Source organism: Allobosea sp. GW823-FHT01F03 (genome assembly GCF_058798075.1).
On record NZ_CM179505.1, the window covers coordinates 3,728,162 to 3,748,412 of the forward strand.

Below are 20,251 nucleotides of genomic sequence, written 5' to 3' on the forward strand. Positions count from 1 at the left end.
ATGGCAGAGACCTCGGTCCTCGCGCGCCTGCGTCCGCTCCTGTTCCTGGCCGTCCTGCTGCTGGCCTGGGAGATCGGCGCGCCGCTGCTCGGCATCCCCGGCTATGTGCTGCCGCTGCCCTCCGCCATAGCTGCCCGCTTCGCCGAGACCGCCTCGCTCCAGCTGCATGGACTGTTCATGACCGGGATGACCACGCTCGTCGGCCTGGTCCTGGCGCTGGTCTTCGGCGTCCTGCTCGCGCTGGTCGTCGTCTATGTCCCGGTACTGCGCTCGATCGTGATGCCGCTGCTCGCCGCCTTCAATTCGATCCCCAAGATCGCGGTGGCGCCGCTGTTCGTGATCTGGTTCGGCCTCGGCGTCGAATCCAAGATCATCCTCGCCTTCCTGCTCGCCCTGTTCCCGATCTTCGTAAACTCGCTGACCGGCCTCGGCGAGATCGAGGCCGACGTCATCGACCTCTCGACTCTGGCCGGCGGCACGCGCTGGCGCATTTTCACCAAGGTGCGCCTGATGAACGCCGTCCCCTACATCACCGATGCGCTCAAGGTCGCCTTCCCGCTGGCGCTGGTCGGCTCGATCGTCGGCGAGTTCATCGGCGGCAACAGCGGCATCGGCCATCTCATCCTGTTCGGCCAGTTCAACATGGACACCCCGCTCGTCTTCGCGGCGCTGGTCTCGATCACCGTCTTCACCACCCTCGGCATCGGGGCGGTCTCGCTGTTCGAACGCATGGCCCTGACCTGGCGCCCCTCGCAACGCCGGCGCTGACGCGCCCGCCCCGACATCACATCCGCAAGGACACTCCGATGAGAAACTACATCGCTCGCCTGATGGAGAGAGGCGATTTGCTGGTCGTCGACAAGGAGGTCGATCCCTTCCACGAGCTCGCCGCCGTGACCCATGCCGCGCAGAAGCGCTGGGGCAAGCCGATCTTGTTCAACAAGGTCAAGGGCACCCGCTTCCCGGTCGTCACCAATGTCTACGGCTCGCGCGAGCGGCTGGCCGAGATCATCGGCATCGACGCCGCCGATTTCTGCCGGCAATGGAGCAATCTCGCCAATCTCGGCGGCAGCGTTGGCGGCCCTGCCTTCGTGCAGTCCGCGGACGAGGAGTTGATCGAGTGCAAGCTCTCCGAGCTGCCGCTGATCACCTATTCCGACCGTGACGCGGCGCCCTATTTCACCTCGGCGATGTTCATCGCCAAGGATCCCGAGACCGGCGTCGGCAACCTCTCCTATCACCGCTCAATGTTCGTCAGCGACCAGGAGCTGCGCTGCCGGCTGGCGCCGCGCCACCACCTAACGATCTATCACGAGAAGGCCGAGAAGATGGGTAGGCCCCTCGAGGCGGCTATGCTGATCGGCGCGCCCTCGACGTCGTTCCTGACCGCCGCCGCCCCCCTGCCCTATGATGTCGACGAGCTGGAGGTCGCGGCGCGCCTGAAGGGCAGCCCGATCGCGATGCGCAAATGCAGGCACATCGACCTCGAAGTGCCCGCCGACACCGAGATCGTCATCGAGGGCCGCTTCCTGCCAAACGAGCGCCGGCCCGAGGGGCCGTTCGGCGAGTTCATGGGCTACTATGTCCCCGAAGGCCCGAACGCGGTCTTCGAGGTGCTCGGCGTCACCGTCCGCAAGGACGCCGTCTTCCACTCGATCCTGTGCGGCTCGGCCGAAGAAGTGCTGACGCTGGAGCTCTCGGTCTCGGCCAATATCTACCAGCGCCTCAGCGCCGCGCTGCCGGGCATCCTCGACGTCACCTGCCAGCCCTTCGTCAACCATGCCATCGTCAAGATGGATACGCAGTTCGAAGGCCATGCCCGCCAGGTCATGCTGGCGACGATCGGCGCCGAGCCGATCTGGGCCAAGATCATCACCGTCGTCGATCCCGACGTGAACATCTACGACATGGACGACGTGATGTGGGCGACGTTGACGCGCTGCCGGCCCGACAAGGACATGCTGATCATCCCGGAGACGCCGTCCTTCTATCGCGACGAACAGAAGGACCATTGGGGCCGCCTCCTGATCGACGCGACGAAGCCGTTCCACCGCAAACCGGAATTCGAGCGCAAGAAGATCCGCCTCGCCGACCAGATCAATCTCTCCGACTGGTTCGACAACGCCTGAGGGTAGCGGGTTTCCCATGAGCGATCACGACACGCCCGCGCGCATCATCGTCGGCATCAGCGGCGCCTCCGGCGCCGTCTACGGCGTGCGGGCGCTCGAATTGCTGGCGGCAGCGGGCGTCGAGACCCATCTCGTCGTCACCCGCTCGGCCCATCTAACGCTGTCGCAGGAGCTCGGCATGAGCCCTGCGGCGCTCGCCGAGAAAGCGAGCGTCGTGCACAACATCCAGGACATTGGCGCGACGATCTCCAGCGGCTCCTTCCGCACGCTCGGCATGCTGATCGCCCCCTGCTCCGTCCGCACCATGTCGGAGATCGCGACCGGCGTGACTTCGACGCTGATCAGCCGGGCGGCCGATGTCGTGCTCAAGGAGCGCCGCAAGCTGGTGCTGATGGTCCGCGAGACCCCACTGCATCTCGGCCATCTCAGAACTATGACCAGCCTCGCCGAGATGGGCGCTATCATTATGCCGCCGGTGCCTGCTTTCTACGCCCTGCCGGAGACGATCGCCGACATGGTCGACCACAGCGTCGGCCGCGCGCTCGACCTGTTTGGCGTCGATTGCGGAGCGGTCCGCCGCTGGGCCGGCATGGCGGCCACCCGCAAGGCCGCTTCCGAATCCTGAGCACACGAGCCCCGGTCATGACACCATCCGCGCATCACCCCAGACGTCGCCCGGTGCATGGCGCGATGATTGGCGTCATCGTGCTCGACACCGGCTTCGACCGTCTGCCCGGCGACGTCGCCAACACCGCGACCTGGGATTTTCCGGTGCAGTTCCGCGTCGTACGCGGCATCACGCCGAAGGATGTGATCGAGGGCGATCCGCAGCAGGCGCTCGGGCCGTTCCTCGACGCCATAGACGATCTCGTCGCGATCGGCGCCGCCGGCATCACCACGAGTTGCGGCTTCCTTGCCGTGGTCCATCCGGAACTGCGCCGCCATTCTCCGGTGCCGATCGCGACCTCCAGCCTGATGCAGATCCCGCTCGTCTTGAACCTGCTGCCCGAGGGCAGGACCGTCGGCGTGATCGTCTCGGACCGCAAGGCGCTGCAGGACCGGCATTTCCGCAATGTCGGCGCCCCGACCGGCCTGCCGCTCGGCGAATTGCCGGTGGACGGCGTCATCCGCTCGCATATGCGCGAGAACCGGCCGCTCGCCGACCACGAAGCCCAGGAACGCGAGGTGCTGGCGGTCGTCGAGCGCATGCTCGCCGAAACTCCGACGATCGGCGCCATCGTCAGCGAATGCGCCAACCTTCCACCGCATTCGGCGGCGATCCAGCGCGCCTTCGGCTTGCCGGTCTTCGACATCGTCACCCTCGTCGACTGGCTGCATTCATCTATCCGGCCGCGGGCCTATGGCGGCGATCCGAGGCCGCGCAGATGACCTACGACCTCGTCGTGGTCGGCGGCGGGCTGATCGGCGCCGCGATCGCCTGGGGCGCGAGCCGGACCGGTGCGAGCGTCGCGCTGCTCGACGAGGGCGACGTCGCGTACCGGGCCTCGCGCGGCAATTTCGGCCTGATCTGGCTGCAGGGCAAAGGCGTCGGCAAGCCGGCCTATATGCATTGGTCGCTGCGGGCCGGCCGCCTCTGGAAGGACCTCGCAGGGGAACTCCATGCCGCGACCGGCCTCGATACCGGCTGGCGCCAGACGGGCGGCCTGCATTTCTGCTTCTCCGAAGCCGAGCTCGACAAGCGCCGCGACGTCCTCGCCCGAACCCAGGCCGATGGCGGCGAGATCACCATGCAGTTCCTCGACCGCACAGCGCTGCGCGACCTCGTGCCCGGGATCGGTCCCGAGGTCGTCGGAGCCTCCTTCTCGCCGGAAGACTCTCATGTCAGCCCGCTCTACCTGCTGCGCGCTCTGCAGCAGGCCTTGCAGGATGGCGGCGGCAGCTACCGGCCGGGCACCGCCGTCGCCGAAATCCGCCCCGAAGCCGGCGGCTTTGCTGTGGCGACGCCGGCCGGGCCGCTCCATGGCCGTCGCATCGTCCTCGCCGCCGGGCTCGGCTCCGCGCGGCTCGCGCCGCAGCTCGGCCTGTCCATGCCGGTAGAGCCCGAGCGCGGCCAGATCGTGGTGACGGAGCGCGTGCGCCCCTGCTTCCCCTATGCCGCCAACTGCCTGCGCCAGACCGCCGAGGGCTCCTTCCTGTTCGGCAGCAGCCATGAGAAGGTCGGCTTCGACGACGGCACCCAGGTTACGACCGCGGCCGATCTCTGCGCCACGGCCCTACGCGTCCTGCCCGGGCTGGAAACGGCCGGGGTGGTGCGCTTCTGGGGCTCGCTGCGGGTGATGACCCCGGACGGCCTGCCGATCTACGAGGAATCCAGCCGCTATCCCGGCGCCTTCGCCGCGACCTGCCATAGCGGCGTGACGCTCGCCAGCGTGCATGCCTTCGACATCGGCCCGGCCATCGCGGCCGGCGCCCTCCCCGCGGCGGTCGCCAGTTTCGGAAGCGGAAGGTTCGATGTTCAGGCGCATTGAACCGGACGCTGCCGAGAACGGCTTGACGCTGACCTTCGAGGGGCGGGCAATCTGCTTCCGTCCCGGCGACAGCCTGGCTGCGGCTCTGCTGGCTGCCGGCATCGGCGCGCTCCGGAAGAGCCCGGTCGACGCTTCGCCACGCGCGCCCTACTGCATGATGGGCGTCTGCTTCGAATGCCTGGTCGAGATCGACGGCCGCCAAAACCAGCAGGCCTGCCTGACGCCGGCTCAGGACGGCATGGTGGTGCGCCGCCAGATCGGCGCGAGGCAATTGCCATGAGCCAGGACTGGGATGCGATCGTGATCGGCGCCGGCCCCGCCGGCATGGCCGCCGCCGCGACCCTGGCCGAGGGCGGCGCGCGGACCCTGCTGCTCGACGAGCAGGCCGAGCCCGGCGGCCAGATCTACCGCGCCATCGAGCGCAACCGCGGCAATGCGCGGCTCTCGGCGATCCTCGGGCCCGATTATTCGCGTGGAGCGGCGCTGGTCGAGCGGCTGCGCGCCTCCGGCGCCCATCTGCGCTTCTCCAGCACGGTCTGGCGTGTCGAGGAAGGCCCGGCGGTCTGGTCGAGGACAGATGGCCAGGTCGTCCATGAGCGAGCCGAGGCCCTGGTGATCGCGACAGGCGCGATGGAGCGCCCGGTCCCGGTCGCGGGCTGGACGCTGCCCGGCGTAATGACCGTCGGCGCCCTGCAGATCCTGCTGAAGACCGGCGGCCTCGTGCCAAGCGGGAAGCTCGCCCTCGCCGGCACCGGACCGCTCTTCTATCTCTTCGCAAGACAATGCCTCGATGCAGGCGTCGAGCACCTGACCTTGCTCGACACCGCGCAAGCCCGGAACATCCCCGACGCGCTGCCACATCTGCCGCGCGCCCTCACCGGCCAGGGATGGCGCTATCTCGCCAAGGGCGTCGGCTTGCTCGCGGCGCTGACGATCGGGCGGGCACAGCTCTTCCGTGGTGTCAGTGAGATAGCGATCGAGGGCGAGGAGCGCGCCACCGCTATCCGCTTCCGCACCAGGCGAGCGCCGCACCGGCTCGCCTGCGAGCTGATCGGCCTGCATGAGGGCGTGATCCCGCAGCAGCAGCTTCCACGCTCGCTCGGCTGCAGCTTCGATTGGGACCACACCCAGTCCTGCTTCCAGCCGCGCCGCGATGCATGGGGCGCCAGCACGCTGCCCGGCATCTTCATCGCAGGCGATGCCGGCGGGGTCGTCGGGGCAGAGGCCAGTCGCCATGAGGGCGACGCGGCCGCCCTTGCGATCCTTGCGGAGCTCGGCCGGATCACTCCGATCGAGCGGGACTCCCGGCTGCGTAGCGCCCAGAAGGCTCGGGACGCTCATCTTTCGGCGCGACCGTTCCTCGACCGCCTTTACCGGCCGCGCCCGGACCTCGTCGCTCCGCCGGACCCGGTCACGGTCTGCCGCTGCGAAGCGGTTTGCGCCGGCTCGCTGCGACAGGCGGTGGCGCGCGGAGCGCTCGGCCCCAGCCAGGCGAAAGCCTTCCTGCGTGTCGGCATGGGCCCGTGCCAGGGACGTCTCTGCGGGCCGAGCGTAACCGGGCTGATCGCGCGAGAGACGGGCCGGAGCGAGGCCGAGACAGGCTATTATCGTGTCCGCGCCCCGATCAAGCCGGTCACCGTCGGCGAACTGGCAAGGGCCTCGCAACCAAATGCTGCGCGGTATGGAGACTGACATGAGCAAGCTCGACCTCGACGGCCAGCTCTGGCGCTTCGCACTGGAATTCTACGCGCTGCCCAGCGTCGCCGAGGCCTGCCTGACCTTGCAGGACGAAGCCCAGCTCGATGTGATCCAGCTGCTGGCCGCGATCTATGCCGATCTCGTCCTGCAGCAGCCACTCTCATCGCAGGATGTCGCGGAGCTCAAGCGGCAAACGGTGGAGTGGCGTGGCGCCACGGTCCTGCCGCTGCGCGACATCCGCCGCTTCCTCAAACCACCGCGGGATGGCTTTCCCGAGGAACGGCAGCTGCTGCGGGAGAAGGTCAAGGCCGCCGAGTTGCTCGCCGAACAGATCCAGCTCGCCATGACCGAGCAATGGCTGGGCCGGCGTCCGCCAGGACCGGGACTGCAGATGCGGGAGGTGCTCGGCCTCCTCCTCGTGAAGGATGATGCCGCCGGGATATCGCGGAACGAGCGAGCGCTCGATATCGCACTCTCGGCTCTGGAAACCGCGATGAATTTGGTAATTCGAAACTACGACAGCAAAGGGAATTACATCGGCGAATGATTCACAGCACCAGATGTTTGTGCAGGGTGTGCCCAGGCTTGCTGTTCTCGGGTTACATCGCGGTTGCAGTCTCACACGTCCGCGCTATCCCATGGCCGTCCAGCAGCTCCACGCCAGTCCAATCTGATGTAATTTTTAACAAATCGACTCGTTCAAACTCCAACTTATAGCCATAAACCTCAGTTAGATCTAAAAATACTATAGTAAATCACTTACCAAGATTGGGAACAAGAGCCCGAATACCTTTCATTCACTCCAAACAATATCTGATCAAGAGAAGCAAGCAAGCGTTTGATCTTCCCGCGCTTTTTGCTGTTTGAGCTCGGGTTATTCGGCGCCATTTTCGAGACGCTCCGAAAGCCCGTGATTACCTGCAGGTGGCCGCCTGGGCGTGGCTAGATGCGCCCCGCCGCGTCGAGGGGGCACAGCGCTGCGCGACGAGGTGCACGATCGCAGAAGCTCTCGATGAAACCGAAGGCCGCCAGCCGCGTTTCGCTGTGAAAGCGGAAGCGGCTCCGGTCGAACGCCTCGCATGCCAGCTTCGCAACGAATCTCCCCTACCCGGCATTGTCGCAGGCATGCTCGGCAAAGTCGGTCGAGGGCTGGCACCGGCGTCCTTGCAGCGATCGGCCGAAAGCCCGCGAGGGAGCATGAGCGGGCTCGACCGGCCCGCGCAGCGTCCTTTCGGAGCCTTTTGTCTCGAAGAGGCCGAAGAGGCGCTTCGATTCTTCCGGACCGCTCCCGGCGTTTGCCAAGACGTCCTCCGCCGGCAGGGCGGCGGAAACGAAGCGCTTTCCGGGCGGCATAGCCCGGGCATCGAGCAAGGGCGCTGCGGTCGTAACGAACAGCGCGAGGCCCTGCCCGACAGGATGATGATGGAGCGGCGCCCAGGCCGTCCGGGCCGAAATGGCCGGTTCCGGCTGGCGCGCGCCTTCTCAGTTGATCAGCGGCTTGGGCTGCGTCGTCTCCTTGTCCGGTGCGGACGCGAGGTAGAGCGCATATCCCAAGGCTATGAAGCTGAAAATGCCGAGTACCGGAAGAATCATCACATGCTCCTCTATGCGAGGTGCATTGTGCGGCTGCCCGGTAAAATGAATGGCGCCGATTTGCTTAGCATTGTCCGCATCCGCGCATTTCCCAACGGACCTGAGCCCTCACCCAGCAAAGGGCGGCACGCTCGCGACGGCCGCCGGGTTCGACCCAGCCGCGCAGGCGGCAACACGAAGACAGCCGCGGCCAATAAGACCGAATTCATATGCGCATCGTCGAGCGGCATGAACAATCCGGATCAAACGACTGAAATACAACGATAATCAGATAATCAACGCAAGCTTGGCCGCGGCGGTGCTGCCGAGCCCAGATATGCTCGGCAGCAATTCGGCAGATCCGCACATCTCGCCCGGCAGCTCCCTCCGCCAACGGTTTCCTCTCACGCTGCCGAGGCCCTCGCCTCCGGCTTCTCCCATTCCTCGCCCCAGATCATCACGGCATGGCCAGGCGAGACCTCGCGATATTGCCGGGCCGGCGGGACATAGTCGGGCGGGCGGACGGGGCTCCTGATCTCGTCGTTCGAGACCGGTCGCTTCTCGTGGCGGCGGGCGGGATCGGCGACCGGCACGGCGGCGAGCAGGCGCCTTGTATAGGGATGCTGGGGATTGCCGAATATCGCCTCGCGCGGGCCGATCTCGACGATCTCGCCGAGATACATCACCGCGACGCGGTGGCTGACCCGCTCGACCACGGCCATGTCGTGCGAGATGAAGAGATAGGCGAGCTTCATCCGCTCCTGCAGCTCGAGCATCAGGTTGATCACCTGCGCCTTCACGGAGACGTCGAGCGCCGAGACCGCCTCGTCGGCGACGACGAGCCGCGGTTCGACGGCGAGCGCACGCGCGATCGCGACGCGCTGGCGCTGGCCGCCGGAGAACTCATGCGGGAAGCGACTCGCCATATCGGGCTGGAGCCCGACGCGCTCCAGCAGATCGGCGACCTTCTCCTGCGCCTCCCGGCGATTGGCGAGCTTGTTGATCAGCAGCGGCTCTACGATCGCAGTGCCGACCGTCATGCGCGGATTCAGGCTCGCGAACGGGTCCTGGAAGATCATCTGCATGCGGGCTCGGCACTCGCGCAGCATCTTCTGGTCGAGCTTCAGCACATCCTCGCCATCGAGCAGCACTGAGCCGGAGAGCGGCTCGATCAGCCGCATCACCGAGCGCCCGGTCGTCGACTTGCCGCAACCGGATTCGCCGACCAGCGCCAGCGTCTCGCCGGAGAGCAGGCTGAAAGAGACATTCTCGACCGCATGCACCCGGCCGGTAACGCCACCGAGCAGCCCGGAACGGATCTCGAAACGCGTCGTCAGATTGGCGACTTCGAGCACCGGCCGCTCGCTCGCCGCGACGGTGTCGGCCGTCTCTTCCGGGACGTCCGAGAGGCCGGTCTTGCGATCGACCACAGGAAAGCGCATCGGCCGCTTGCGCCCTTCCATCGAGCCGAGCCGCGGCACCGCCGAGAGCAGCGCCTTGGTGTAGGGCTTCTGCGGGTTGGCGAAGATCTCCTCGGTCCGGCCGGTCTCGACCTGCTCGCCATTGTACATCACGACCGTGCGGTCGGCGATTTCGGCGACCACACCCATATCGTGGGTGATGAAGAGGACGGACATGCCCTCCTCTTCCTGCAGCAGCTTGATCAGCTCGAGGATCTGGGCCTGGATCGTCACGTCGAGCGCCGTCGTCGGCTCGTCGGCGATCAGGAGTTTCGGCTTGCAGGCGAGCGCCATCGCGATCATCACGCGCTGGCGCATGCCGCCGGAGAAGCGATGCGGGTAATCATGGAAGCGCGCCTTCGCCGCAGGAATCCGCACCTTTTCCAGCAACCTGACCACCTCGGCCTCCGCCGCGGAGCGCGACAGACCACGATGCAGCATCAGCGCCTCGGCGATCTGGAAGCCGATGGTCAGCACCGGATTCAGCGAGGTCATCGGCTCCTGGAAGATCATCGCGATCTCGTTGCCGCGCACCTCGCGCATCTTCGCCTCCGGCAGCGTCAGCAGCTCCTTGCCCGAGAGCCTGACGCTGCCTTCGATCTTGCTCGAGCCGGGCGGAGTCAGGCGCATGATCGAGAGCGCGCTCACGCTCTTGCCGGAGCCGGACTCGCCGACCAGTGCCACGGTCTCCTTCGGGGCGATGTCGAAAGTGGTGCCCCGAACCACCGAGCGCCAGGCCCCTTCAACCCGGAAGGAGGTCGTCAGGCCGGAAACGGAGAGAATGGGAGAAGTCATGTGGTCGCCTTCCGGTCGGCTTCAGATGACGCGGCGGGGATCGAGGGCGTCGCGCAGGCCGTCGCCGATGAAATTGATCGACAGAACGGTCAGGAAGATCGCCGCGCCCGGGAACATCGCCCAATGCGGCGCGACATCGAGATGGTCCTTGGCGTCGAAGAGCAGGCGCCCCCAGGTTGGGATGTCCGGGGGGAAGCCGAGGCCGAGGAAGGAGAGCGTCGATTCCGCGATGATCGCCGAGGAGACCTCGATGGTCGCGGCGACGATGACAGGGCCGATCGCATTGGGCAGGATGTGGACGAGCATCTGGCGCGTCTTCGTCGCGCCCTGCGCTCGCGCCGCCTCGACGAACTCCTTCTCGCGCAGCGAGAAGAATTGCGCCCGGACCAGCCGCGCCACCGGCATCCAGCGCAGGCCGCCGATCACGATCACGATCAGGATGAAGACGCCGCCCTCGACGCCGAACACCGCCTTGAGCTGCTCGCGAAAGAGATAGATCACCAGCAGCAGCAGCGGCAGCTGCGGCAGCGACAGGAAGAGATCCGTCACCCACATCAGGAAGGGGTCGAGCCCGCGGCGCGACATGCCGGCCAGGGCACCGACGATGACCCCGACCACGGTTGCCACCACCATGGCGGCGAGGCCGACCGCGAGCGAGATGCGCCCGCCATACATCATGCGGGCCAGCAGGTCCTGGCCGAGATCGTCGGTTCCGAAAGGATGCGCCCAGGAGGGCCCCTGCAGCTGCGCCGAGAAATCGATCTCGTTGATCGGCACGGCCCAGAGCCATGGCCCGACGACGACGCCGAGGATGAGCAGGCTGAGCACGACCGCGCTGACCATGGCGAGGCGATGGCGCCGGAAACGGCGCCAGGTCTCGCGGCCGGGCGAGAGCGCGGCGGGGCGGACGGCCGCCACCGGCTCAGCGGAAGGAGATGCGAGGGTCGAGCCAGCCATAGAGCAGGTCCGCGATCAGGTTGAAGAGGATGACGAGGCAGGCGAAGACGAAGGTGACCGCCATGATCACCGGGGTGTCGTTCGCCAGGATGGCCGTGATCAGCAGCGAGCCGATCCCGGGAATGCGGAAGATCTGCTCGGTCACGATCGCGCCGCCGAACACCGCCGGCATCTGCAGGGCGACGAGCGTCACCACCGGGATCAGCGCGTTGCGGGTGACATGGCGCAGGGTGACGGTCGTCTCGCCGAGGCCCTTGGCGCGGGCCGTGGTGACGTAGTCGAGCCGGATCACGTCGAGCACGGCCGAGCGGACATAGCGGGTATAAGACGCCGCCTGGAACAGGCCGAGCACCGCGATCGGCATGATCGCCTGTCGGAAATGCTCCCAGAACCAGCGCCAGCCCGTCGCCGAGATGTCGGATCGGTAGACGAAGGGCAGCCAGTCCAGCTTGATCGAGAACAGCAGGATGAAGAGCAGCCCGGTGAAGAAGGTCGGCAGAGAAAAGCCGACGAAGGCGAGCGTGTTGGCGATCTGGTCGAATATCGAATAGGGGCGCGTCGCCGCGTAGATGCCCACCGGGAGCGCAATCGCCAGCGCCAGCAACTGCGAGGAGCCGACGACGAAGAGCGTCACCGGAACGCGCTGCAGGATCAGCGTGTCGACATCGATGCGGCTGGCGAAGGAGAAGCCCCAATCGCCCTGGGCCATGGCCGTCAGCCAGCGGAAATACCGCACCATGACGGGGTCATCGATGCCGAACTTGGCCCGCAGCGCCATCCGCACTTCCGGCGGCACATTGGGATTGGTCGCCAGCTCCTCGAAGGGGTCGCCGGGCGCAAGGGCCAGTACGGTAAAGAGGATGACGCTGATGCCGAGCAGGCTCGGAATAGCGATCAGCAGTCGCCGGAAAAGATAGGTCGCCATCAGACAGGGTCCGTGAAACGGGCGGATCGCCGAGATGAATCGGGCTTAGCGGCGATGGCGGTTCGCCATCGCGCTGCACCGGCCCGCATGGAACGCCGCCGGAGCGGGCTGGCGGCTCGCGAAGGACTCCGCGAGCCGCCAGCCTCGGCTCAGCTGCGATACCAGGCGGCCACGTTCCAGGTGTCGACGTCCCAGCCGGAATGGTCGTGCATCAGATTGGTCGCCGAGGCGGCCATCCGGTTGCGCGAGAGCAGCGGCAGGAGGACATGCGCTTCGCAGAAGATCTCGTTGACCTTGATCAGCAGCGCCGCGCGCTTGGCAGGGTCGAGCTCCTTCTGCGCCGCCCTGTAGGCCTTGTCGGCCTCGGGGTCCGAATAGCGCGAGACGTTCCGGCCCAGCCATTTGTTCTCCTTGGTGGCGATTTCCCAGGAGGTGAGCTGGTTGAGGAAGCGTTCGGGATCGGGCTGCGGCTGCGTGGTCGTGTACATCTCCATGTCGCAATAGAGCTTGGTGTAGGTGTCGGGGTTCGCTACGTCCGAGGAGAAGAACACCGAGGCCGTCACCGATTTCAGCTCGAGATCGATGCCGGCTTTCTGGCAGGCCTGCTTGATGATCGCCTGCGTCTTCTGGCGCGGGGCGTTGATCGAGGTCTGGTAGACGTATTTGAGCTTCTTGCCGTCCTTTTCGCGGATGCCGTCGGAGCCGCGCTTGTAACCGGCCTCGTCGAGGATCTTGTTGGCCTTGTCGATGTTGAACTCGTATTTCAGCTTGGTCGACTTGAACTGCTTGGGCTCGTTGACCCAGCTCGCCGTGGCGGTGCCGCCGCGGCCATAGATGAACTTCTGGATCGAATCGCGATCGATCAGCAGGTTGATCGCCTCGCGGACCTTCGGGTCGGACAGCGTCGGGTGCTTGGTCTTGATGCTGGAGCGCTCGCCGTCGACCTCAGTCCACGGATCGGTGGTGTTGAGAATGATGAACTCGATGTCGCCGGAGGGGACGGCGCTGACCTTGCCGCGGCCGCCCGTCTCCATGCGCTTCAGGATCTCGTCTTCGACCTGCAGGTTCCAGGCATAATCGAACTCGCCGGTCTGGAGCACGGCGCGGGCCGCCGAGACGGCATCACCGCCGCCCTTGACCTCGATCGTGTCGAAATGCGGCTGGTTCTTGACGTGGTAGTCCTCGTTGCGCACGCCGGTCAGGATGTCGCCCGGCTTGAAATCGACGAATTTGTAGGGGCCGGTGCCGACCGGCTTGAGATTGCCCGGCGCCTCGCGCGACTTCGCGCCCTTGTACTCGCCGAAATGGTGCTTCGGCAGGATCTGGCCGACGACGCCGACGAAGGGATCGGCCCAGAACGGCGTCGGCTCCTTGAAGATCACCTTGACGGTGTGGTCGTCGACCTTCTCGACCTTGATGTTGCTGTAGGAGCCGGTGGTATAGGCGGCCGTCGCCGGGTCGGCGGCATATTCCCAGGTGAAGACGACATCGTCGGCGGTGAAGGGCTTGCCGTCATGCCATTTGACGCCCTGCTTCAGCTTCCAGGTCACGACCTTGCCGTCTTCGGAGAGCCCGCCATTGGCCCGGGTCGGAACCTCGGCCGCGAGCTGCGGCGTCAGATTGCCTTCCTTGTCCCAACCGGCCAGCGGCTCGAAGAAGATGCGCCCGGCGATCTGGTCCTTGGTGCCGCTGGCAAAATGCGGGTTGAGCAGTGTCGGTGCCTGCCAGAGCAGGATCTTGAGCGGCCCGCCGCCACCGGCCTTGGTCGGCTTGTAGGCGAGAGAGGCCTGCGCCATCGCGACGTCGTTCCAGGCCAGGATCTGCGACGCGAAGGGAGCTGCAACACCAACCGCAGCCAGTCGCTGAATGAATGCGCGTCGCGAAACGGAACCGTCCTTCACGCCCTCAACCAGGTCGCGCAACTTATGTTCGTCCATCACTGATCCCCTCTGCTGACATCGGTCAGTCATTCCGAAACCGAGGCTTTTTGCCTCTTTTTTAGTAGTCGGCGGCGCCAGCAAGGCATGTGCCACGAAAGGCGTCAACAGGGTGGTGACGGAAACGGGGCGCGATGGCCGGCCTGCACGCATAAAACGCAACGGCTGCGGCCTGCACGCATCCACGCCAGGCCGGGCTCGCCCGTCGCCTCCGGCCGAAACCCGATGACGGCCCGGTCAGGAGGCCGTTCGTCGGGGCGTCCCAAACCTATCAAGGCGCTGTGCCGGTTTGCTTTATTTCCTCGCTGCAAGCCCGGCGGCTTCTGGCGCCCTCTCGCCCGGCGCCGTTCCTGCCGGGGACGCGGGCGCCCGCCGGCGCATGCGCTGTCAGCTCGGCACACCGACCGCGACGCGGCCGGCGCGCACCCGATAGAGGAATCCTGCAGGCATTTGCCATGCGTGGTCAGGCCGGAGGCAGCCCTTCAGGATCTACGCAATACCCATCGTCGGTGGACGACACGATTATCTTATTACAGTAGCGACGGGTTGGCCGCGAAGCACGAATCAATTGTATTGGGCCCAATGGATTTGCTCTCGGCCGACACTCGTTCAACGCGCAGCGCCAAGTAAGTTCTCCTTAACGATTGTTAACGATGGTCAAGACATGACGGCCCGCATCAACCGTTCCGCGCGACAATGACAGGCCCCCGGCAGCTGCCGACCGGATTTTGCAACAAGCGCGCGATATCGCGCTCCCGGCAGGCGACGCTGGTGACGATGGCGGGTTTGGCGGCGCTGATCGCCGGCTGTGGCGAACAGCGGCTGAGCGATTCCGAGCTGGTGTTCTCGAGCCGCGCGGTGAATGTCGACCCGAGCCGGGCGATGATCGCGCTGCCGCCGGGCGGGCCACCGACCATTGCCGTCGCGCAGCGACATTACGACAACGCCATCGCCCAGACGATCGCGCTCGCGACGCGGGGCCGCACGCCCGGCGAGAACGCGATCCATGTGGCGTTCCTGACCGCAGCGGACGTTCCCGACAGCGAAGGAGTCGCCGGAAACCTGCTCAAGGAACCCGGGCTCGACGACCACGTGCTCGCAGCCGAGATGGAGGAGCGCCTGCCCGGCGTGGCAATGGCGACCTCGGCGCTGTTCGTGCAGAACAAATACGGCCCGTTCGGCTATGCCTACGGACGCGGCGTCGGCAACGACGCCTGCATCTATGTCTGGCAGCGCCTGATGCGCGGCGACAGCCTGTTTTTGCCGAAGACCGGAGCGGCCTCTATCCGGATCCGCATCTGCGAGCCGGGCGCGAGCGAGGCCGCGCTGCTGCGGCTGGCCTATGGCTACTCGCTGAACGCCTCGCTCGGCCGGACCGGCTGGGATCCGGTCGGCGCCTCGCCCTCACCGACGCCCAATCTGGGCGAGGCGGGCGCGCCGATCTATCCGGTGCGGCAGCCCTCCTTCGAGGATGTCCTGCCACCGCGAACCAGCGCGCCGCGCCCGGCGCGACCCATGCGCCAGAGCCCGCCGCGCGAAGCTGCGCCAGCCGAACCTGCGATTCCCGACCGGCCGATGGAAGGCTACCCGACCGTGCCACCACCACCCGTACGCTGAGCAAGAAGCGCCAAGTCACCGATGCCAACCGCGATTTACGTTTTCGTCTGGGCCGTCACGGCAGCGCTGGTCACGGCGCTCATTGCGCTGCCGATCAGCCTCCAGGCCCATCTGATCGCCAGCACCATCCTGGTCGGCGCGATGATCCTGCTGAAGCTGCTGCGCCCGCTCGGCGTCTGGCGGCTGATCGCGCTCGGCCTCGGGACGGCGATCGTGCTGCGCTATGTCTATTGGCGCGCCACCAGCACGCTGCCGCCGGTCAACCAGATCGAGGACTTCATCCCCGGCGTCATCCTCTTCATCGCCGAACTCTACAATATCGGCATGCTGTTCCTCAGCCTGTTCGTGGTGGCGATGCCGCTGCCGCGCCGCGAAACGCCGCCGATCGACCTGGAGAACGCGCCGACCGTCGACGTCTTCGTACCGTCCTACAACGAGGACGCCGATCTCTTGGCGACGACGCTCTCGGCGGCGCTCGCGATGGACTACCCGGCCGGCAAGCTTCAGGTCTATCTCCTCGACGATGGCGGCACCGACGAGAAGTGCAACTCCGACAATTTCGCCGCCGCCAATGCCGCCAAGCAGCGACGCGCGACGCTCCAGAAGCTCTGCACGGGGCTGGGGGTCACCTATCTGACGCGCGAACGCAATCTCAGCGCCAAGGCCGGGAACCTCAATAACGGCATCGCCCATTCGCAGGGCGAGCTGATCGTCGTCTTCGACGCCGACCATGCCCCGGCGCGCAGCTTCCTGACCGAGACCGTCGGCTTCTTCGCCCGCGACCCCAAGCTCTTCCTGGTCCAGACGCCGCATTTCTTCATCAATCCCGACCCGCTCGAGCGCAATCTGCGAACCTTCAAGGAAATGCCGTCGGAGAACGAGATGTTCTACGGCATCATCCAGCGCGGCCTCGACAAGTGGAACGCGTCCTTCTTCTGCGGCTCGGCCGCGGTGCTGAGCCGCAAGGCGCTGCTGACGACGAACGGTTTCTCCGGACGCTCGATCACCGAAGACGCCGAAACCGCGATCACCCTGCATGCCGCCGGGTGGAACAGCGTCTATGTCGACAAGCCGCTGATCGCCGGACTCCAGCCGGCGACCTTCGCCAGCTTCATCGGTCAGCGTTCGCGCTGGGCCCAGGGGATGATGCAGATCCTGCTCTATCACCGGCCATTGCTGAAGCGAGGCCTCTCTCTGCCGCAGCGCCTTTGCTACACGTCGACGGCCCTGTTCTGGCTATTCCCGTTCGCGCGGATGATCTTCCTGATCGCGCCGCTGTTCTATCTGTTCTTCGGACTCGAGATCTTCGTCGCGACCGGTGGCGAGTTCATCGCCTACATCGTCGGCTATATGATCGTGAACCTGATGATGCAGAACTATCTCTATGGCCGCTATCGCTGGCCATGGATCTCCGAGCTCTACGAGTTCATCCAGTCGCTGTATCTGCTGCCGGCCGTGATCTCGGTCCTGATCAACCCCAGCAAACCGACCTTCAAGGTCACCGCCAAGAACGAATCCCTCGAGACGCGCCGCGTCTCCGAGCTCGGCATGCCGTTCCTGATCATCTTCATCATCCTGGCGCTGGGCGTGGTCGCGCAGTACTGGCGGACCATCGCCGAGCCCTATAATGCCGACACGACGCTGGTCGTCGGCCTCTGGAACATCATGAACCTGCTGATGGCCGGCTGCGCGCTCGGCGTCGTCTCGGAACGGCCGGAGGGCCGCGCCGCCCGCCGTTTCGCCGTCAAACGCCGTGGCGAGATGGCGCTGAACGGCGAGAAAATACCGATGGTCACCGAGAACGCCTCGGTCGACGGCATCGCGATCCGCATCGGCGGGACGTCGATCGGCAGCAAGCCCGCGATCGGCGATCAGGCGCTGATCTCGTTCGAAACCAGCCTCGCCATGCCCAGCGGCACGCTGCCGATCCGGATCAAGCGCATCGAGCAGGAGGCAGAGGGGCTGATGCTCGGCTGCCGCTACGAGCCATCCGAACCCTTGCACAGCCGGATGATCGCCGATCTCGCCTTCTCCGATGCCGAGCGCTGGAGCCGCTTCCAGAAGGCGCGGCGCAACAATATCGGCGTCGTCCGCGGTACGACGCGCTTCCTCCGGATCGCGCTGTTCCAGACCAGCCGTGGCCTGTCCTATTTCATGGGCCTCTATCGGCTGGGCAAGGTCGCCAGCAAGCCGAGCGCAGCGGAATGACGGCGTTCCATCCGCCCCGGCTGTTGCGCGCCCTGGCCATCGCCCTGGCGACCACGACGCTTCCCGTCCTCGCCCAGCAGCCGAGCGCGCCGGGTGGTGCCCCGGCGCCGTTCATGATCGCACCGCCGGCTCCGGCCGGCGCCGCGCCGACGGCCCCTGCCCCCACGCCGATCACGCCCGCGCCGACGGCCGCTATGCCGAGCGCCGCCCTACCTTCCGCCGGGGGATTCGGCTTCAAGCCGCTCCTGCCGGCGGCACGGGTGACGCTGGAAGGCGAGGCCGACACGCGCAACTGGGCCTTCTACCTGACCCAGGACGAGGCGAACTCGGACCTCGCGCTCGACGTCGCCTTTCAAAATGCGCTCGTCGTCATGCCGGAAGCCTCGCGCCTGACGGTACGGATCAATGGCGAGCGGGTGCTCGAAACGCCGGTCGCCTCCTCGGACCGCCTGGCGCGCCTTTCGACCAATCTGCGCAAGGGCCTGCTCCGTCCTGGTCAGAACACGATCCGCTTCGAGGCGATCCAGCGTCACCGCACGGATTGCTCGGTCGCGTCGACCTATGAACTCTGGACCCGTATCGACGGTGCCGGCACCAAGCTCAACTTCCGCTCGCCGAGTGCGACGGAATTGCGCCTGCGCAGCATCGACGACCTGCCGGCGATCGGCACCGACGAGAACGGTCAGACCACCATCCGCATCGTCGCCCCGGGGGCTTCGAGCGCTGCGGCGGCGAACATGATCTTCGCGGTCTCGCAGGCCACCGCATTGCGCGGGCGCTACGGCCAGGCGGTGGTGCAGGTCTCCGAACGGGCGCCCGGCCGGGCGAGGCCGGGCACGCTGACCGTCGTCCTTGCGACGACCGCGGAACTGCCCGATCTCCTGACGCAGGTTCCCGAGGAGGCCAAGGCACGCAGCTTCGTCGGCTTCGTGTCGGACGCCCGCCTCGGCCCGTCGACTCTGCTGGTCACCGGCGCGAGCTGGCCGGACATCGAGAACGTCGTCGCGACCCTGCTCACGGCGCCCGTCTCGCGGCCGACCAATGTCAACCGACAGCTCATGGACACGTCGAGCTGGCATCTGCCGAACGCGCCCTTCCTGTCCGAGGCCCGCGCCTTGCGCTTTTCCGAGCTCGGCATCGCGAGCCAGGAATCCTCCGGCCGCCGGCTGCGCACACGCGCCGTCGTCGCCTTTCCCGGCGATTCCTACGCAAATGCCTATGGCGAGGCGACGCTCTACCTCGATGCGGCCTATGCGGCCGATGTGCTGCCCGGAGACAGCCATCTCGAGATCTTCGTCAACGGCAATGTCGCGGCGACAGTGCCCTTCAACGCGACCTCCGGCGGGCTGCTCCAGCAGTTTCCGATCACGGTGCCGCTGCGGCATTTCAGGCCGGGAATCAACGAGATCTGGCTCGAGGCGGTGACGCTGACCCATTCCGACCAGGCCTGCGGACCAGGCGCGACCTTGCCCGGCCGGAGCCGCTTCGCGCTGTTCGACACCTCGACCCTCTCCTTCCCGGACTTCGCCAAGATCGGCGTGCAGCCCAACCTCGCGGCGGTCGCCGGAACCGGCTTCCCCTATTCACTGGCGACGCGCATCCCGCTCATCCTGGGCCGCCACGACACGGCCAATTACGGTGCGGCGGCGACCTTGGTCGCGCGCATCGCCCAGCGTGCGGCCAGGCCGCTGGCCGTGGATGCCCTCGCCACCGTCGCGACCACCGACGATCAGCCGGCCCTGATCGTCGGCGCCGCCGGCCAGCTGCCGCAGGGTATTCTGCCGCGCGTCGGGGTCGCGGAAAACGTTCGCACGACCTGGCCGACACGCGCCGACACCGTGCTGATCGCGCCCGAGAACGACGCCGGGGCGATCTTCGACGCGGTCATCAACCGCTTCCAGGGTCAGAAGGTGCCGGGTCCGCAGGAGCAGGCGGAACCGACGACGGACGCACTGCGCGATCGCTGGCGCAGCTCGCTCGGCGGGCCCCTGGCCCGCTATTTCGTCGCCTTCGACCAATGGCTGCAGAGGACCTTCCATCTCTCCTTCGCCCAGTTGCGCATCCCGTCCTCCGGAGGCGGGCTCTACGAGCCGGCCGATGGCACCGATATGATCGCCGCGCAGGCCGTTGACCCGGCGAGCCGGCAGGTCTGGACCGCCTTCGTCGCGCGCCGCGAGGAAACGCTGGAAGCGACGGTCTCGCGCATCGTCACGCCCGGCAACTGGGCCAAGCTCGCCGGGCAGGTCACCGCCTTCCGCGGCAGCCAGGATGTCCACGTCGTCGAGCCGAGCCAAACCTCCATGGTGATGACACGCAGCTTCTCGCTGGCGAATATGCGCTTGGTCCTCGCCAATTGGCTGTCGAGCAATATCGGCGTTTATGCGCTGGCCCTGCTCGGCGCCTGCATCGCGCTCGGCATCTCGACCTCGCTGATGCTCGGCCGTCTGGGCCAGAAGCCATGAGA

At 66.4% G+C, this 20,251-nt stretch carries 16 protein-coding genes; 12 read left to right on the top strand and 4 right to left on the bottom strand.

What is annotated here, in order from left to right; translation table 11 throughout:
• The 9 genes from AC3RCC_RS17925 (at window position 1) to AC3RCC_RS17965 (ending at window position 8,176) form a co-directional block, all read left to right on the top strand.
• Window positions 1-768, top strand: a complete 768-nt coding sequence (locus tag AC3RCC_RS17925; protein ID WP_291636997.1) for an ABC transporter permease — start codon at window positions 1-3, stop codon at window positions 766-768.
• A 38-nt stretch (window positions 769-806) separates the two neighbouring features.
• Window positions 807-2,129: a UbiD family decarboxylase gene (locus AC3RCC_RS17930; protein WP_492256107.1), complete on the top strand. Its 1,323-nt coding sequence runs from the start codon at window positions 807-809 to the stop codon at window positions 2,127-2,129.
• Between the two features lie 16 nt (window positions 2,130-2,145).
• The gene (locus AC3RCC_RS17935; protein WP_291636999.1) at window positions 2,146-2,754 is read left to right on the top strand and encodes a UbiX family flavin prenyltransferase; all 609 of its coding nucleotides are present in this window, start codon (window positions 2,146-2,148) and stop codon (window positions 2,752-2,754) included.
• A gap of 17 nt (window positions 2,755-2,771) precedes the next feature.
• Window positions 2,772-3,518 (top strand): aspartate/glutamate racemase family protein, encoded by a 747-nt coding sequence (locus AC3RCC_RS17940; protein WP_492256108.1) that lies wholly within the window; start codon window positions 2,772-2,774, stop codon window positions 3,516-3,518.
• Window positions 3,515-4,618 carry an NAD(P)/FAD-dependent oxidoreductase gene (locus tag AC3RCC_RS17945; RefSeq protein ID WP_492256109.1) on the top strand — a complete coding sequence of 368 codons (1,104 nt, stop codon included), beginning with the start codon at window positions 3,515-3,517 and terminating at the stop codon, window positions 4,616-4,618. The genes AC3RCC_RS17940 and AC3RCC_RS17945 overlap by 4 nt, the downstream gene beginning before the upstream one ends.
• Window positions 4,602-4,898 (top strand): (2Fe-2S)-binding protein, encoded by a 297-nt coding sequence (locus AC3RCC_RS17950; protein WP_492256110.1) that lies wholly within the window; start codon window positions 4,602-4,604, stop codon window positions 4,896-4,898. Before AC3RCC_RS17945 ends, AC3RCC_RS17950 begins: the two co-directional genes overlap by 17 nt.
• Window positions 4,895-6,310: an FAD/NAD(P)-dependent oxidoreductase gene (locus AC3RCC_RS17955; RefSeq protein WP_492256111.1), complete on the top strand. Its 1,416-nt coding sequence runs from the start codon at window positions 4,895-4,897 to the stop codon at window positions 6,308-6,310. The genes AC3RCC_RS17950 and AC3RCC_RS17955 overlap by 4 nt, the downstream gene beginning before the upstream one ends.
• 1 nt (window position 6,311) lies before the next feature.
• Window positions 6,312-6,863 carry a TIGR02444 family protein gene (locus AC3RCC_RS17960; protein WP_492256112.1) on the top strand — a complete coding sequence of 184 codons (552 nt, stop codon included), beginning with the start codon at window positions 6,312-6,314 and terminating at the stop codon, window positions 6,861-6,863.
• Between the two features lie 650 nt (window positions 6,864-7,513).
• Window positions 7,514-8,176 (top strand): hypothetical protein, encoded by a 663-nt coding sequence (locus AC3RCC_RS17965; protein ID WP_492256113.1) that lies wholly within the window; start codon window positions 7,514-7,516, stop codon window positions 8,174-8,176.
• 116 nt (window positions 8,177-8,292) lie between these two features.
• Here AC3RCC_RS17965 and AC3RCC_RS17970 read toward each other — a convergent pair whose 3' ends face one another.
• The 4 genes from AC3RCC_RS17970 to AC3RCC_RS17985 form a co-directional block, all read right to left on the bottom strand.
• Window positions 8,293-10,143, bottom strand: coding sequence for an ABC transporter ATP-binding protein (locus AC3RCC_RS17970; protein ID WP_492256114.1), 1,851 nt, complete (start codon window positions 10,141-10,143; stop codon window positions 8,293-8,295).
• A gap of 21 nt (window positions 10,144-10,164) precedes the next feature.
• A complete protein-coding gene (locus AC3RCC_RS17975; RefSeq protein WP_291637011.1) occupies window positions 10,165-11,100 on the bottom strand; it encodes an ABC transporter permease in 936 nt (311 codons plus the stop codon).
• Entirely contained in the window at window positions 11,066-12,025 is a 960-nt protein-coding gene (locus AC3RCC_RS17980) for an ABC transporter permease (RefSeq protein ID WP_291637013.1), read from the bottom strand. Before AC3RCC_RS17980 ends, AC3RCC_RS17975 begins: the two co-directional genes overlap by 35 nt.
• A gap of 149 nt (window positions 12,026-12,174) precedes the next feature.
• The gene (locus tag AC3RCC_RS17985; RefSeq protein WP_492256115.1) at window positions 12,175-13,962 is read right to left on the bottom strand and encodes a peptide ABC transporter substrate-binding protein; all 1,788 of its coding nucleotides are present in this window, start codon (window positions 13,960-13,962) and stop codon (window positions 12,175-12,177) included.
• Window positions 13,963-14,739: 777 nt separating this feature from the next.
• On the opposite strand from AC3RCC_RS17985, the gene bcsN reads away from it, so the two are divergent.
• Genes bcsN through AC3RCC_RS18000 form a run of 3 tightly spaced genes read left to right on the top strand, consistent with a single transcriptional unit; the run spans window position 14,740 to window position 20,249 of the window.
• Window positions 14,740-15,579, top strand: a complete 840-nt coding sequence (gene bcsN, locus AC3RCC_RS17990) for a cellulose biosynthesis protein BcsN (protein WP_291637075.1) — start codon at window positions 14,740-14,742, stop codon at window positions 15,577-15,579.
• A gap of 21 nt (window positions 15,580-15,600) precedes the next feature.
• Window positions 15,601-17,787 (top strand): UDP-forming cellulose synthase catalytic subunit, encoded by a 2,187-nt coding sequence (gene bcsA / locus AC3RCC_RS17995; protein ID WP_492256116.1) that lies wholly within the window; start codon window positions 15,601-15,603, stop codon window positions 17,785-17,787.
• Window positions 17,784-20,249 (top strand): cellulose biosynthesis cyclic di-GMP-binding regulatory protein BcsB, encoded by a 2,466-nt coding sequence (locus AC3RCC_RS18000; protein WP_492256117.1) that lies wholly within the window; start codon window positions 17,784-17,786, stop codon window positions 20,247-20,249. Before bcsA ends, AC3RCC_RS18000 begins: the two co-directional genes overlap by 4 nt.
• The last annotated feature ends 2 nt before the right edge of the window (window positions 20,250-20,251 follow it).

Coding starts and splice junctions, on each gene's coding strand:
- AC3RCC_RS17930 (WP_492256107.1), top strand. CDS start 807: ATGAGAAACTACATCGCTCGCCTGATGGAGAGAGGCGATTTGCTGGTC.
- AC3RCC_RS17950 (WP_492256110.1), top strand. CDS start 4,602: ATGTTCAGGCGCATTGAACCGGACGCTGCCGAGAACGGCTTGACGCTG.
- AC3RCC_RS17940 (WP_492256108.1), top strand. CDS start 2,772: ATGACACCATCCGCGCATCACCCCAGACGTCGCCCGGTGCATGGCGCG.
- AC3RCC_RS17955 (WP_492256111.1), top strand. CDS start 4,895: ATGAGCCAGGACTGGGATGCGATCGTGATCGGCGCCGGCCCCGCCGGC.
- AC3RCC_RS18000 (WP_492256117.1), top strand. CDS start 17,784: ATGACGGCGTTCCATCCGCCCCGGCTGTTGCGCGCCCTGGCCATCGCC.
- AC3RCC_RS17945 (WP_492256109.1), top strand. CDS start 3,515: ATGACCTACGACCTCGTCGTGGTCGGCGGCGGGCTGATCGGCGCCGCG.
- AC3RCC_RS17970 (WP_492256114.1), bottom strand. CDS start 10,143: ATGACTTCTCCCATTCTCTCCGTTTCCGGCCTGACGACCTCCTTCCGG.
- AC3RCC_RS17960 (WP_492256112.1), top strand. CDS start 6,312: ATGAGCAAGCTCGACCTCGACGGCCAGCTCTGGCGCTTCGCACTGGAA.
- bcsN (WP_291637075.1), top strand. CDS start 14,740: ATGGCGGGTTTGGCGGCGCTGATCGCCGGCTGTGGCGAACAGCGGCTG.
- AC3RCC_RS17935 (WP_291636999.1), top strand. CDS start 2,146: ATGAGCGATCACGACACGCCCGCGCGCATCATCGTCGGCATCAGCGGC.
- bcsA (WP_492256116.1), top strand. CDS start 15,601: ATGCCAACCGCGATTTACGTTTTCGTCTGGGCCGTCACGGCAGCGCTG.
- AC3RCC_RS17925 (WP_291636997.1), top strand. CDS start 1: ATGGCAGAGACCTCGGTCCTCGCGCGCCTGCGTCCGCTCCTGTTCCTG.
- AC3RCC_RS17975 (WP_291637011.1), bottom strand. CDS start 11,100: ATGGCTGGCTCGACCCTCGCATCTCCTTCCGCTGAGCCGGTGGCGGCC.
- AC3RCC_RS17980 (WP_291637013.1), bottom strand. CDS start 12,025: ATGGCGACCTATCTTTTCCGGCGACTGCTGATCGCTATTCCGAGCCTG.
- AC3RCC_RS17985 (WP_492256115.1), bottom strand. CDS start 13,962: ATGGACGAACATAAGTTGCGCGACCTGGTTGAGGGCGTGAAGGACGGT.
- AC3RCC_RS17965 (WP_492256113.1), top strand. CDS start 7,514: ATGAGCGGGCTCGACCGGCCCGCGCAGCGTCCTTTCGGAGCCTTTTGT.